This is a genomic window from Ensifer sp. ENS06, from assembly GCF_014852205.1.
In the GTDB taxonomy this organism is placed as follows: Bacteria; Pseudomonadota; Alphaproteobacteria; order Rhizobiales; family Rhizobiaceae; genus Ensifer; species Ensifer adhaerens.
The window spans coordinates 717742-731546 of record NZ_JACVBC010000003.1 but is presented as its reverse complement, the minus strand read 5'-3'; the positions used below and the strand labels follow the sequence as shown (position 1 = coordinate 731546).

Genomic DNA, 13805 nt, shown 5'->3' with positions numbered 1-13805 from the left:
TCCGCCGTCGGCATGCCGCCGAGATACATCAGCCGGTCGCCCATCTTGGCGGTGACCTGGCGCACCAGCCCGATGTCGCCGGTGCCATCCTTGAAGCCGATCAGGTTCGGGCATTCGTCGCACAGCCGGGCAAGCGTATCGGCCTGCAGCACCGCGTTGTCGCGATTATAGACCATGACGCCGATGCCGACCGACTGGCAGATCTTCTTCACATGGGCATAAAGCCCTTCCTGCGGCGCATCGATCAGATAGTGCGGCAGAAGCAGGATGCCGTCGGCACCGACGCGCTCGACCGAACGAGCGATGTCGACCGCCATCTCCGTGCCATAGCCGCAGCCCGATACGATCGCCGTGTCGCCGGAAACGTCCTTGGCGGCCCTGACGATGCCGGGGATCTCGTCCGGCTTCAGCGAAAAGAACTCGCCGGTGCCACCGGCCGCAAACAGAACCGGCGCCTTGTAGCCGGCCAGCCACTCGACATGCGCCCGATAGCTGTCCGGCGCAAACCGACCCTCCGCATCGAAATGCGTCACCGGGAACGAAAGCAGGCCCGATCCAAGCGCGGCCTTGATCTGCTCAGGGTTCATTTCGTGCGGGTCCTCCCTAAAACTCGACGCGCCTACTAAGCAAGTCATCACACACATGTCAATATGTCGTAATACAAGTCATCATATAAGATCTGTGGGTCGCCTTTGTACTTCGAAAGCGACGTGACGCCATAAGGCCGAAATTCGGCGCCAAACGCCGCCAAGAGATCGCTCCTTACCAAAATCGCCTCATCGCGAAAGCATTGCAATAGAGATGTATTATATGTTAGCGGATATCATATGATATGTGGGCGCATCGATCGCGGTGAGCGCCTGCACCGGCTTGGGGGGACAGGCGATGGAACGACTTCTGATCACCGGCGCGGCGGGGCAATTGGGCCGCGTCATGCGCGAAAGGCTGGCGCCATTGGCAAGGACGATCCGTCTAGCAGATCGCGCGCCGCTCGATCCGCCGGGTGAAAACGAGGAATGCGTTCAGTGCGACCTGGCCGACCGGCGCGCCGTCAACGAGCTTGTCGTCGGATGCGATGCGATCGTGCATCTGGGCGGCATTTCGGTTGAACGTCCGTTCTCGGAAATCCTCGACGGCAATATTCTCGGCCTCTACAATCTCTATGAGGCGGCGCGCGCCAACAACAAGCCGCGCATCCTCTTTGCCAGCACCAACCACACGATCGGCTACTATCCGCAAGGCGAACGGCTCGGCCCGAACGCGCCCTACCGGCCCGACGGGCTCTACGGCGTGTCGAAGTGCTTCGGCGAAGCGCTGGCGCGCATGTATTTCGAGAAGTTCGGCCAGGAGACCGCCCTGGTCCGCATCGGCTCCTGCCTGCCCGAGCCCGTCAACTATCGCATGCTCTCCACCTGGTTTTCCCATGACGACTTCGTATCCTTGACGGAGGCCGTCTTCCGTGTGCCGGTTCTCGGTTGCCCGGTCATCTGGGGCGCCTCGGCCAACGACGCCGGCTGGTGGGACAATTCGCATGTTTCCTGGCTCGGCTGGCGCCCGAAGGACAATGCCGAAGTTTTCCGTCAGAAAGTCGCCGAAAACACCCCCACGCCGCAGCCGGGCGACTCTCTCGTGCGCTATCAGGGCGGCGCCTTCGTCGATGATCCGATTTATTGAGACATCACCCTTGGTTCCCGCGCATTGCAGCCAGCCATGGATTGCGCCCTTGATCGGCAATGGCGTATCCAGACACAAAGCACCCAAGTCGCAGAAACGGCCATTCCCATGAGCAACGTCACCGCCTCCGACCCCCCCGCCTCTCAAGGCAAGACGCTGGTGGCCAAGGTAACGGACGCCCTCAGCGGCCAGATCGGCGCCGGGCATTACAAGCCTGGCGACCGCCTGCCTTCGGAAGCGCAGCTGACGCAGGAATTCGGCGTGAGCCGCACGGTCGTGCGCGAAGCGATCGCGGCGCTGCGCTCCGGCGGGCTTGTCGAGGCGCGGCACGGTATCGGTGTCTTTGTGCTGGAGCCTGCGCCTTCGACCCCGCTGCCGTTCCACGGCATCGATCTTGCGCGCGTCTCTTCGCTGATCGAAATGCTGGAACTGAGGACCGCCGTCGAGGGCGATGCCGCAGCGCTTGCCGCCCTTCGCCGTTCGCCGGCCCAGGAAGAAAAGATCGCCGAAGCGTTCGACAGTTTCTGCGAGAGCGCCGCGCAGGGGCGGCCGACGGCGGAGGCCGACTTCAACTTCCATCTGGCGATCGCCCAGGCGACCAACAACCCGCGCTTCAGCGAGTTCCTGCAGATGCTCGGCACGGCGCTCATTCCCCGCCGAGCGGTTTCGGAGAGCGGCGAGGAAACCGTGCTGGCGTCTGCGGAGCTGTCGCGATTGATCGCCGAGCACGAGGCGATCCTCATCGCCATCCAGGATGGAGACGAGGAGCAGGCGCGCAGCGCCATGCGCCAGCACCTCAAGAACAGCCAGGTGCGCTACCGCTCGATGTTGCGCGCGGCCCGCTGAGGGATCGCGTCACCAGCCCGCTCAGGCGCGGCCAAGCCGGCGTATGTTGCCCACGAGTTCGCCAGCCAGACGAAGCGCTGCCGCCGTCGCACCAGCCATCTGCGGCATGATCAGCCATTCCAGCGTCCAGGCGGCGCCGGAACGCTCCTGTTCGTGGATCAGCGCATGGTGCATGCCGGAAAGCTGGGTCGCGTTGAACCGCGCGAGCGCCACCAGAACTTCGGCTGCCACCGGGTTCTGCTTGTGCGGCATTGCCGAGGATCCGCCGCCACCCGCAAGCTCGATCTCGTCGCCCTGCTGCGCCATCAAGGCGATGTCCTGGCCGAACTTGCCGAGGCTGCCCGTGACCAGCGACAGGGCATTGGCAAAGTCCGCCACCTCCGAGCGCTGGCTGTGCCATTGCGGAAAGTCGGCGAGATCGAGTTCTTCGGCAAGCGTCGCGCGCACGTCGTCCGCCCGGTCACCGAGCTTCTCCAGCGTCCCGGCGGCGCCGCCGAACTGGACGGCGAAGAGATCGCGATCCATGGCTTCCAGCCGGTCCTTGTGATCGAGCAGCGGCTCGATCCAGCTGCGCAGCCGGTCCGACACGGTGATCGGGATCGCCGCCTGCATACGGGTGCGCCCCATCAGTCCGCGCTCGCCCCATTCGTTGTCGCACTCCTCGAGCACCGTGACGATGTTGCCGAGCCGGACGGCGAAAAGCTCGGCCACCGCCTTCATCCTGAGCATCAGGCTGGTGTCGATGACATCCTGGCTGGTGGCGCCGTAATGCACATAGTCTGCCGCCTCGCCGCCGACGATCAATCGCAACTGTCGCACGAGTTCCGGAACCACCACCCCGTCGGCCGCCACGGCCCGCCTCAGCGCGCTGACGTCGGGCGAAAAGGCGCGGCACGCCTCGGTGATCCGGTCGGCAGCCTTGGCCGGAATGATGCCGTGCACGGCTTCGGCCCGCGCAAGCGCCGCCTCGAAGGCGAGCATCGCATGGATATCGGCGGAAGCCGAGAACTCGGCGGCAACCGCCTCATCCCCCAGCAACCCGGAAAGATAAGGGTGGTCGAAGGCGGAATAGGTCATGATTTCCCCGTTTCTGGTCGCGGATGCGGCTCGCCGAACGAAATGCCACCTGCTGCCCTGAATGCCGCCCATGCGGCACTCCATGTCCAGGCGTGACATTCCTGTTCAGATGTCGAGGAAGACCGTTTCCGTCTCACCCTGCAGGTGAATGTCGAAGACATAATTAGGCGCCGTTCCGGTCGCGACAAGCGTCGCGACGCGATGGCGATGTTCGATGCGCGCAAGCAGCGGATCGGCAGCGTTGGCTGCCGCCTCGTCCGGGAAATACATTCGGGTGTGAAGGCCTATGTTGATGCCCCGCGCGACGATCCAGAAGGTGATGTGCGGCGCCATTTTCCGGTCGTGGCTGTAGGGAACCTGCCCCGGCTTGATGGTCTCGAAGGAAAAGACCCCGTCTTCGGCGCCCGTTGCGCAGCGCCCCCAGCCGGTGAAGTTTGCGTCCGCAGCACCGCGTATCTCGGTCGGCGAATTGTAGAGCCCGGCGGCATCCGCCTGCCAGATCTCGACGAGTGCGTCTTTCAACGGCGCGCCGGCGCCGTCGATCACCCGTCCGGTGATAGTAATGCGCTCGCCACGCGTCTCAGCGTTCACCATCCGCGATCCGAGGTCAGCCTCGTAGACGCCGGTGATGCCGCAGAAGTTCGGGGTGAGGCCGATATGCACGTAGGGCCCGGCCGTTTGCGAGGGCGTCTCCTTGAGGTAGCCGAGTTGCTGAACCATCAGTTGCCCTCCAGCCGGTTCTCGAACAGTGTCGAGCGGCGTCCCCGCAGCACGATATCGAACTTGTAGGCCCGTGCGTCGAAGGGAATGGTGTTTGCCCAGTCGAGCGGGGCGATCAATTGTTCTACGGCCTGGCGGTCCGGGATGGTGTTGACGATCGGACACTTCCAGATCATCGGGTCGCCCTCGAAATACATCTGGGTGATCAGCCGCTGCGCGAAACCATGGCCGAAGACCGAGAAATGGATATGCGCCGGACGCCAGTCGTTGACGCCGTTCGGCCAGGGATAGGGACCGGGCTTGATCGTCCGGAAAGCGTAGCCCCCTTCCGCGTCAGTGATCGTGCGGCCGCAGCCGCCGAAGTTCGGATCGAGCGGCGCGAGATAACTTTCCTTCTTGTGGCGGTAGCGGCCGCCGGCATTGGCCTGCCAGAATTCGAGCAGCGCCCCAGGCACGGCGCGGCCACGCTCGTCGAGCACGCGGCCATGCACGATGATGCGCTCGCCAATGGCGCTCTCACCGGGCTTGGCGAAATTGTGGATGAGGTCGTTGTCGCGTTCGCCGATGACCGAGTGCCCGAAGACCGGGCCGGTAATTTCGGAAATCGTGCCGTCGAGTGAAAGCAGCGCCTTTTGAGGCGAGCGCAGCACCGAGGTCTTGTAGCCCGGCGTCAGCGCCGGCGCATGCCATCCACGGTCGCGTGGGAAAAAGGCGCCCGTCTCCGGCTTTCCATTGGTTCTGTCGGACATCGCTTCCTCCCGTCAGGCCGCCGTGCCGGCATCGATCTCGGCAAAGACCTGCTTGGCGATCTTGATCGCGTGGTTGGCCGCCGGCACGCCGGCATAGATCGCCACGTGCAGCAGCGCCTCGCAGATATCCTCGCGGGTCGCACCGGTATTGGCGGTCGCCCGCACATGCATGGCAACCTCGTCGTCCTGGCCGAGGGCGGCGAGCAACGCGATCGTCACGATCGAGCGCTCACGCTTCGTCCAGGTCGGCCGCGACCAGACATGGCCCCACGCCGCTTCGGTGATCAGCTCCTGGAAGGGGCGGTCGAATTCGGTGGAAACCGACTGCGTCCGATCCACGTGATTGTCGCCGAGCACCGCACGGCGCGTGGCCATGCCCTGGCGATAGCGGTCGGAGGGCGCAGAAGCGTCACTCATGGGTCCTGTCTCCATGCATTGCAATTTCGAAGAAGGCGCGAAGCACCGCGGTCAAGGCTTCCGGGTTTTCGACGCAGGGAATGTGACCGGCATCGCGGATGACTTCGTAGCGCGCACCGGGAATGAGGCGGGCGGTGGCAAGCACGACATCCGGCGGCGTCGAGCCGTCCTGATCGCCGACGACGCAAAGCGTCGGCACGGCGATGCGGGCTGCCGCCTCGGTATAGTCGGCGTCGCGGATGGCGGCGCAGGTGGCGACGTATCCGGTTACAGGCTGACGGACGAGCATGTTGCGATAGCCGGCATAGGCGATGTTTTCCGGGCGGCGAAACGCCGGCGTGAACCAGCGCTCGAGCACGCTATCGGCAATCGCCTCGATGCCGTGTTCCTCTACCGCCGCGATGCGTGCGGCCCAGGTCTCGGCCGTGCCGATCTTGTGCGCCGTGTCGCAAAGGACGAGCGCCCGCACCAGATCGGGCCGTCGCTGGTAGAGCGACTGCGCAATCAGGCCGCCGACCGAGAGGCCGCAGATGATCGCCTGCTTGACCGAGAGCATGTCGAGCAGGCCGGCAAGGTCGTTCGCATGGTCCTCGATCGCATAGAGTGTGGGCCCGATATCCGAGAGGCCATGGCCGCGTTTGTCGTAGAGGACGATGGCAAAATCGCCGGCAAGACGGACGATGACATCGCGCCAGATGCGAAAATCCGTGCCGAGCGAATTGGCGAAAACCAGCACCGGCCGGTCGCCGGTGGCGCCGATCACCTGATAGTGGATCGTAATGTCGTTGATACGGGCAAACTGCACGGGCTCTCTCCTCCGCCACCAAATTGGATATTTAATCTGGTTAGGTAAAATGATATTTCATGGCATTTCATTAACTTGAGGGTTATGAATTCCATGATCGACGCCCGGGTCAAGTTTCGCCATCTACAGACATTTGTCGAGGTCTCCCGGCAGAAGAGCGTGATGAAGGCGGCCGAGCTGCTGCATGTCAGCCAGCCGGCCGTGACCAAGACGATCCGCGAACTCGAAGAGGTGCTTGGCGTCGCGGTCTTCGAGCGCGACGGGCGCGGCATCAAGATAACGCGCTACGGCGAGGTGTTCCTGCGCCACGCCGGTGCGGCGCTGACGGCGCTTCGGCAGGGGCTCGATTCCGTCTCGCAGGAACGGTCCGGCGACGGCGTTCCGGTCCGCATCGGAGCGCTGCCGACCGTCTCGACGCGGATCATGCCGCATGCCATGACGCTGTTTCTCAAGGAGGAGACCGGCGCCCGCATCAAGATCGTCACAGGCGAGAATGCAGTCCTCCTCGAACAACTGCGCGTCGGCGATCTCGATCTGGTCGTCGGGCGGCTTGCGGCACCGGAAAAGATGACCGGCTTTTCCTTCGAGCATCTCTACTCGGAACAGGTGGTCTTTGCCGTCAGGGCCGGACATCCGCTGCTTGCCGGCGCCCATGCCACCTTTGCGCGGCTCGCCGACTTCCCGGTCCTGATGCCGACACGCGCCTCGATCATCCGCCCCTTCGTCGAGCGCTTCCTGATCACAAATGGCATTGCCAGTCTGCCGAACCAGATCGAGACCGTGTCCGACGCCTTCGGCCGGGCCTTCGTGCGGGCGAGCGATGCGATCTGGATCATCTCCGCCGGCGTCGTCGCCGCCGATGTCGACGATGGCACGATCGCAATCCTGCCGATCGACACAAGCGAAACGAAAGGTCCTGTTGGCCTGACCATGCGCGCCGACGCGGTGCCGCCGCTCGCCCTTTCTCTGCTGATGCAGACTATCCGAGAGGCGGCGACAGCGGTCTCAGCCAAGCTCTAGCAGCGCCTGGCCGATCGACATCGCCTTTGCGATCATCTCGCACCGGCAACCGCTCCGACGTTGAGAATTCGGCTGCTGCTCAACAGGCCTGCGGCCTGCACCAGCGGATAACCGGCGGCTGCGATATCGGAATTGATCCGGTGGAGGTCGCGCACGAGGTCGATGAAGAGGGCATTGTCTCTCGCACCGGCCGCCGTCTCCACATGCTCGCCGCCGAGATGCCGGCGCACGATTTCATCTTCGAGTTCACGGAAGCGGTCCTTTTGGGCCGCGAGCCGCGATGCGGCCGCGACGTCGCGGGAGGAGAGGGCCGCAGGCAACAATCGCAACGAGGCCACGATCACCTCCGAGAGCGCCTCGATCGCCGCACGCTGGCTGACGGTGAACTGGATGTTCTGCTTGATTTTCGCCCTGATGCGATCGGCAAGGCTTAGCTTGATGACGTCGCCCGCATGTTCGAGATTGCTCGCAAACAACATGATCTCATGGGCTCTGCTCGTCTCTCCGGCCGGCAACCCGTCCTGTGTCAATTGTCCGAGATAGGCGTGCACCGACGCCATGTAATTGCCGAGCCGTGCATCCACGGGCAGCAGTTCCTTCAGATTTTCGAGCCTGCCGGCCTGTAACGACGTCAGCGCCATCCGGAACATGCGCTCCAGCAATTCGCTCATGCGGATCGTTTCGGTCGTTGCATTGCTGAGCGCGATTGCCGGCGTCTCCAGCGACATGCTGTCGAGATAGCGCGGAGACGTCAAGGGATCGCCAACGACCGGCGCTGGCGGGACAAGCCGTTCCACAAGGTTCACGACGAACGACGACAGCGGCAGGAACACGGCCGCAACGACCAGGTTGAAGGTGACGTGAAGACCGACCGCGACATGCAACGGATCGGTGGGTAGACGGCCGGCAATATCGACGATCTGCCGCGCGAAGGGCAGCAGCGACACCGCCAGAAGCCCGCGGCAGAAGAGATTGGCGACCGGCAGCTTGCGGGCGGATGGCGGCTGGTCGAGCGTGGCGCTGACCGCCGGAAGTCCGCCGCCGAAATTGATCCCGAGGATAAGCGGGATGGCGCCGGCGACTTCGAGGCTGCCGTTCATCAGGAGCGAGGCGACGAGCAGGATGACGGCAAGCGTCGAGTGGAACAGCCATGCAAGCATTGCACCGACGAGGAAGCCAAGCACGGGCTCCGTCGCGACCGCCTGCAGGACATCGTGGAAAAGCGTGGCTTCGCGCAGTGGCGCGGTCGCCGACACGACCACCTTCAAGGCCATCAGCATCAGCCCGAGGCCCATCAGGATGCGGCCGGCGTTACGCGGTCGGAATTCGCCGGACACGCTGAATGCGATGTATCCGGTCAGGAGAAACAGCGGAGCGAGCACGCCGGCAAGCGACGAGCCGGAGGCAAAGAGGCCGGAGACGAGCGCGGAGCCGATATCCGCCCCAAGCAGGACGGCGAGCCCGGTCTGGGCCGAAATCGCACCTGCGCCCGCAAGCCCGGCAACGATCAGCGCCATGGCCGTGGCGCTGCCGAGCACGGCGGTCGCAAGGACCCCGCCACCGAAGGCGGTAAGCCGGTTCGACAGGCGTTCTTCGACAAAGCGCTGCAGCCGGTCGCCCCAGCCGCGCATGACGCCAGTGCGCACCATGCGAACGCCCCACAGAAGCAGCGCCACGCCGCCCAGAAGTTCCAGGATAACGAATGTTCCGGAGTTCATCTCATGCCCCTCGCCGCAAGTATCAGTCGGCGACGAAGTCGTCGGGTGCGACAGATCCGATGTTGTAGCCCTCCAGCTGCGCGGTCATGCTGCCGCGCCGCGGGAAATGCAGGATGGTCGCCGTCCCCGGCGTGACGGGGACGACGCGCGACGGGGGAAGATCGAGGAATTCGTGGCAGGCGGCGCGCACCACGCCACCATGGGCAACCACGAGCAGGTCCCCTTCGGTGCGCGACATCCAGTCATGCACACCTTCGGCCACGCGGCCGCGAAATGCGCCCCAGGTTTCGCCGTTGGCCGGCGTGAACGTACCGGCGCGCCATGCGGCATATTCTTCCGGCCGCTCGGCGATCAGATCCGGCTTGCGCCGTCCCGTCCATTCGCCCATGTCCAATTCGCGGAAGCGCTCGTCGGTCGGCGCGTCCGGGTGACCGATGAGGGCGACCGTCTGCCGGGTGCGGCCGAGATCGGAGGCGATAATGCGAACCGGCTTCAACGCCTTGGCGTAGGGGCGGAACCGCCTCACCTGCGCGACCCCACGCTCGGACAGGAGCGAGTTGTCCTGTCCCTGAAGGCGTTGTTCGGCGTTCCACTGGGTTTCGCCGTGGCGCATGAGGATGAGCCTCATTGTTGGATCCTTTCTCCGGTGGCGGCGAAAACCGCATCGGGGGTGCGAATGAAGGAAAGGGGGATCGGCTCCCCCGGTGTGGCGGTGAAGTAGCTGTCGGCCATGGCCGTAACGCGCAGGTCGCCGACCATGGCGGTCACCATGGTTCGCCCCGCGATCGGTGCTGCTTCGGCAAAGCGGGCCATAAGCGACGGTGCTCCGGCGACCGCGCCGACGCTGACGTCTTCGGCACGGTAGAGCAGTTGCGCATCGTCGCGGCCGGCCGCCACGGAAGCCGGCGCGAGCACCATATCGCCGAAGACGAGGCCGTCGCCGGCGCGGTGCACCGGTATCAGGTTTGCCGGCGGCGTGCCGAGGAAGGTCGCAACGAAGGTGGTCTGCGGATTGCGCAGGAGATCGATCGGCTTGCCAAACTGTTCGACGCGGCCGTTGTTGAGCACGGCGACATGGGTCGCCATGGTCATCGCCTCGACCTGGTCGTGCGTGACGTAGACCGATGTCGCCCCCGTCGCCCGGTGGATGCGCATCAGCTCGCTGCGCATCTCGATGCGCAGCTTGGCATCGAGGTTCGACAGCGGCTCGTCGAACAAAAGAATGCTCGGCTGTGGCGCGATCGTGCGGGCGATCGCCACGCGCTGCTGCTGGCCGCCGGAGATCTCGGCCGGATACCGTTCGGCAAGCGTGTCGATGCCGAGAAGCGAAAGCACTTCCCGCACACGCTGCTCGCGCTTGTCGCGCGGCCATCTGGCGACCTTCAGCGGCCAGGCGATGTTGCCGGCGACCGTCATGTGCGGCCAGAGCGCATAGCTCTGGAACACGAGCCCGGCGTTGCGCTTGCCGGCGTCGGCAATGACGCCGCCCGCGCCGCTCGATACGGTCTGCCCGACGAAGGCGATTTCGCCTTCGCTCGGGCTTTCAAGCCCGGCCAGCATGCGCAGAAGGGTCGACTTGCCGCAACCCGAGGGGCCGACGAGCACGAGAAAGGACCCCGCCGGTACCGAGATGTTGACGTCCTTGACGGCGGTAAAGGCGCCAAAGCGTTTGACGAGGCTGCGGATCTTGATGGCGTCCGCAGTGCCGGTTGCTAAAGCATTCATGGTGCTTTCCATTTCTGGACACGGTTCTGCAGGCTGTGGGCCACGAAGGAGGCAGCCAGGCAGACGACGAGGATGACGAGGGTGATGGCATTGGCGAACTGCAGGAAGCCTTCCGCAGCATAGCGATAGGCGACCATGCTCAAGACCGGCGAGGTGGCGGTGAACAGCAGCACGACCAGCGAGAGATCCCGCACCATCTTGACGAAGACGAGGATCGCGCCGGCAAAGAGGCCCCGGATCGCGAGGGGAAAGATGATCGCGAACAGGCGACGGATCAGTCCCGCACCCGTCAGCCGGGCGCTTTCCTCGATGTCGGCGGAGATCTGGCCCAGCACCGACCGCCCCGACTGCACGGCAAAGGGCAGATTGTGCGCCGATGCCGCGATGACCAGCAGGGCGAAGGTGCCGTAGAGCGAAGGCAGCGGCCCGATCGGCGCGCCGAAGAGCGCGATATAGGCCGCGGCAAAGGCGATGCTCGGCACCAGAAGCGGCAGGAAAGCAAGCTGGCTCAGCAGCGTCGCGAGCAGGCTGCCGCGGCGCTGGACGATGGTATAGGCCAGCCCAAGACCGAGCAGCATCGTGGTGAAGGCGACGACCAGCCCGAGACGGATCGTGTTCCAGATCGCGTCGATCAGCACCGGATTGCGGAAGATACCCGCCTGCCCCTGCGCCATCTCGCCGCCACCTTCGCCGATCCAGAAGTGCAGCGTCCAGTTGGAAAACAGCGCGCCGCTCTGCGGTGCCAGGCTCGACGCGGCCAGCACGAAGACCGGCAGCACCGTGGTCAGAAACCCGATGATGACGGCGATGGCAAAGAGTGGCCAGCGCCAGGCGCCAAGCGGGAAGCGTTTGGTCCGCCCGCCTTTGCCGGTCACCGTGATGAAGGCCTTGCGACCGGAGACGATACGATCGGAGAGCCACAGGAACAGTGCCGACACTGCAATGAGCAGCAGCGCAAGCACGAAGCCGCGTTCGTTCTGCCCGGTCTCGATCATGCCGAAGAGACGGGTAGAAAGCGTCTGCATCCGCACCGGCAGGCCGAGCAAAGCGGGTGCCGCGAAATTGGCGACGGCACCGGCGAAGGTCAGCGATGCCGCGGCAATCAGCGCCGGCGTGACCACCGGCAGGATGATGCCGAAGAAGATGCGCGGGCGCTTGGCGCCGGCCATCTGGCCTGCCTCGACGAGATCGGCGCCGACCGAACTCAAGGCCGCGGCGATGATCGTATAGGCGAGCGAATAATAGTGCGCGATCAGCACGATCGCCGTCGGGATGAGCCCCCAGGCGAGCCAGTCGGGAATGGCAAGGCCGCTGGTCTCGAAGAAGCCGGCCGAACCGCCGAGACGCGAGTTGCGAAACAGCGTGCCCCAGGCAAGGGCTGCGGCAAAGCTCGGGATCATGTAGGGCAGCGACGCCATCAGGCCGAGGAAGCGGCGGCCCGGCACGTCCGTCAGCACCACAAGCCAGGCAAGGAAGCCGCCGATGAGCAGGCAGCCGGCGCCGACGCTGAAACCGAGGATCATGGTATTGAGGAGCGGCCGCCACCAGAGGTTGGCCGAGAGCGGGCTGGCGAGCACGGCCTTCCAGGCCGCCATGCCCTCAGGCGTCAGCGTCGTGAAGAGGATGCGCAAGAGCGGAGCGACGACCAGGATCGCGACGATGGCGACGAGAATTGCCGGCAAGAGGAAGCCCGATCGGAGCAGCCGGCTGCCCGATGGTGCGGATATCGATAGGGATGTCATGTCAGAGCCTCGGCGTCTGTCGGCACGCGTTTTTGGAAGAGCGTGCCGACAGACGGTTTCCGTTACTGGAGCGTGATGATCAGGTCGGCAATGCGCCCGCGCGCGGCGGCCGTCTTTGCCGGGTCGATCGTCCAGGCCTTTAAGTCATCGAGCTTCACCGAGTCCGGATGGTGGGCGATGGTCTTGCGGGTCGCGTAGTCGCCGGGAACGTTGAAGGGCTCGAAGCCCGCCCCGCCGGTCGGCGTATCGTCGCCGAACATGAAGTCGATCAGCAACCGAGCGGCCGCCGGATGCGGCGCCTTGTCGGCGACCGTCAGTACCGCCGGAAACAGGATGCCGTTGGCCGGCTCGACATTGTTGGCGATCTGCAGCGCCCAGCCCTCCTTCTCGTTGTCACGACGGTCGGAATAGGTGCCGAAACCGACCGGCGGGCTCTTGGCGTTGACGTCACCCACCGACTTGTTGAGCACGTCGCTGTTGGGAACCAGGATCAGGTCGTTGGCGAAGAGGTCCTTGATGAACTGCTCACCGGCGCCCTGAAGATCACCTTCAACTTCGATATCCTTGCCGAAATGCGCCTTGTAGGCGGCGGCCATTTCGTTCGGATGCAGCGCGATCTCGGTCAGGAGATCGAGCAGTTCGCCACGCTGGCTCGGATCGACCATCAGCACCCTTCCCTGCCATTCCGGCTGGGTGAGCTGCCAGAGATTGCTGACGGGCGAACCATCAGGAAACGCCTTCTCGTTGTACATCAGCACCTTCGTCGAGAGGCGCTGGGTCAGGAGCGGCGCCTTGTAGCGATCCTCCAGTTCGTTCGCGACCCGCGGCGGCACATAGTTCACGATCCGCTTCCCCTCCAGAAGCTTGGTGAACACGACAGGCGTGTCGGCAATATAGAGCACGTCGACAGCATGCACACCGGCCTGTTGCTCCGCTTCGACACGCGCGATCTGCTTGGTCGAACTCATGTCGAGGCCGATGAGGTCGATGCCCGGATAGGTCTCTTCGAAGGCCTTCTCGATCTTGGCTATGCGGCTCGAAAGCGAGAAGACTGTAACGCTTCCCTCCTTCTGTGCGAGCGGCAGCAGTTGCTGCGGCATCAGCCCGTCGAGATCGGACGCCATCGTCAAGGATGGCAGTGCAAAGCATGCGGCAAGTGCGGCACTGGACAGTTTTTTCAGCATTTCGTTCTCCTCCCTTTATAGTTCCCCGCTAGAGCATTCTGCCTTCAAGTGGGATCACTTGCGGGGCGGAAAGATGCTCTAGAATCAAAGTATTAGAACGTCCCTTGTGCGTTCCTGTGAACGCAGGC

Annotated in this window: 14 protein-coding genes; 3 read left to right on the top strand and 11 right to left on the bottom strand. The window is 64.3% G+C overall.

Going from position 1 to position 13805, the window contains the following annotated elements; all coding sequences use genetic code 11:
* Nucleotides 1-587 (bottom strand): dihydrodipicolinate synthase family protein (locus IB279_RS16860; RefSeq protein ID WP_192339375.1); only part of this gene is annotated, 587 nt, incomplete at its 3' end.
* 298 nt (nucleotides 588-885) lie between these two features.
* On the opposite strand from IB279_RS16860, the gene IB279_RS16855 reads away from it, so the two are divergent.
* Together IB279_RS16855 and IB279_RS16850 are read left to right on the top strand one after the other, a co-directional pair.
* Nucleotides 886-1674, top strand: coding sequence for an NAD(P)-dependent oxidoreductase (locus tag IB279_RS16855; RefSeq protein ID WP_060529793.1), 789 nt, complete (start codon nucleotides 886-888; stop codon nucleotides 1672-1674).
* A gap of 108 nt (nucleotides 1675-1782) precedes the next feature.
* Nucleotides 1783-2520: a FadR/GntR family transcriptional regulator gene (locus tag IB279_RS16850; RefSeq protein WP_060529792.1), complete on the top strand. Its 738-nt coding sequence runs from the start codon at nucleotides 1783-1785 to the stop codon at nucleotides 2518-2520.
* Nucleotides 2521-2541: 21 nt separating this feature from the next.
* On the opposite strand, the gene IB279_RS16845 is transcribed toward IB279_RS16850, so the two are convergent.
* The 5 genes from IB279_RS16845 to pcaD form a co-directional block, all read right to left on the bottom strand.
* The gene (locus tag IB279_RS16845) at nucleotides 2542-3597 is read right to left on the bottom strand and encodes a 3-carboxy-cis,cis-muconate cycloisomerase (RefSeq protein WP_060520905.1); all 1056 of its coding nucleotides are present in this window, start codon (nucleotides 3595-3597) and stop codon (nucleotides 2542-2544) included.
* Between the two features lie 105 nt (nucleotides 3598-3702).
* Nucleotides 3703-4317: a protocatechuate 3,4-dioxygenase subunit alpha gene (gene pcaG / locus IB279_RS16840; protein WP_192339374.1), complete on the bottom strand. Its 615-nt coding sequence runs from the start codon at nucleotides 4315-4317 to the stop codon at nucleotides 3703-3705.
* Entirely contained in the window at nucleotides 4317-5066 is a 750-nt protein-coding gene (pcaH, locus tag IB279_RS16835; RefSeq protein WP_034801800.1) for a protocatechuate 3,4-dioxygenase subunit beta, read from the bottom strand. Before pcaH ends, pcaG begins: the two co-directional genes overlap by 1 nt.
* A gap of 12 nt (nucleotides 5067-5078) precedes the next feature.
* Nucleotides 5079-5483, bottom strand: a complete 405-nt coding sequence (gene pcaC, locus IB279_RS16830; RefSeq protein WP_034801802.1) for a 4-carboxymuconolactone decarboxylase — start codon at nucleotides 5481-5483, stop codon at nucleotides 5079-5081.
* Nucleotides 5476-6288 carry a 3-oxoadipate enol-lactonase gene (gene pcaD, locus IB279_RS16825; protein ID WP_192339373.1) on the bottom strand — a complete coding sequence of 271 codons (813 nt, stop codon included), beginning with the start codon at nucleotides 6286-6288 and terminating at the stop codon, nucleotides 5476-5478. Before pcaD ends, pcaC begins: the two co-directional genes overlap by 8 nt.
* A gap of 93 nt (nucleotides 6289-6381) precedes the next feature.
* Between pcaD and pcaQ the strand changes: the two genes are divergently transcribed.
* Complete coding sequence (gene pcaQ, locus IB279_RS16820) at nucleotides 6382-7308, top strand: pca operon transcription factor PcaQ (protein ID WP_090301924.1); 927 nt, start codon at nucleotides 6382-6384, stop codon at nucleotides 7306-7308.
* A 32-nt stretch (nucleotides 7309-7340) separates the two neighbouring features.
* Here pcaQ and IB279_RS16815 read toward each other — a convergent pair whose 3' ends face one another.
* The 5 genes from IB279_RS16815 to IB279_RS16795 form a co-directional block, all read right to left on the bottom strand.
* Entirely contained in the window at nucleotides 7341-9026 is a 1686-nt protein-coding gene (locus IB279_RS16815; protein WP_192339372.1) for a Na/Pi cotransporter family protein, read from the bottom strand.
* Between the two features lie 22 nt (nucleotides 9027-9048).
* On the bottom strand, nucleotides 9049-9654 hold the full coding sequence (locus IB279_RS16810; protein WP_034801808.1) for a histidine phosphatase family protein: 606 nt from the start codon (nucleotides 9652-9654) through the stop codon (nucleotides 9049-9051).
* The gene (locus tag IB279_RS16805) at nucleotides 9651-10751 is read right to left on the bottom strand and encodes an ABC transporter ATP-binding protein (RefSeq protein ID WP_060584557.1); all 1101 of its coding nucleotides are present in this window, start codon (nucleotides 10749-10751) and stop codon (nucleotides 9651-9653) included. Before IB279_RS16805 ends, IB279_RS16810 begins: the two co-directional genes overlap by 4 nt.
* The gene (locus tag IB279_RS16800) at nucleotides 10748-12493 is read right to left on the bottom strand and encodes an iron ABC transporter permease (RefSeq protein WP_192339371.1); all 1746 of its coding nucleotides are present in this window, start codon (nucleotides 12491-12493) and stop codon (nucleotides 10748-10750) included. Before IB279_RS16800 ends, IB279_RS16805 begins: the two co-directional genes overlap by 4 nt.
* A gap of 62 nt (nucleotides 12494-12555) precedes the next feature.
* Nucleotides 12556-13677 carry an ABC transporter substrate-binding protein gene (locus IB279_RS16795; RefSeq protein ID WP_192339370.1) on the bottom strand — a complete coding sequence of 374 codons (1122 nt, stop codon included), beginning with the start codon at nucleotides 13675-13677 and terminating at the stop codon, nucleotides 12556-12558.
* Between the last annotated feature and the right edge of the window lie 128 nt (nucleotides 13678-13805).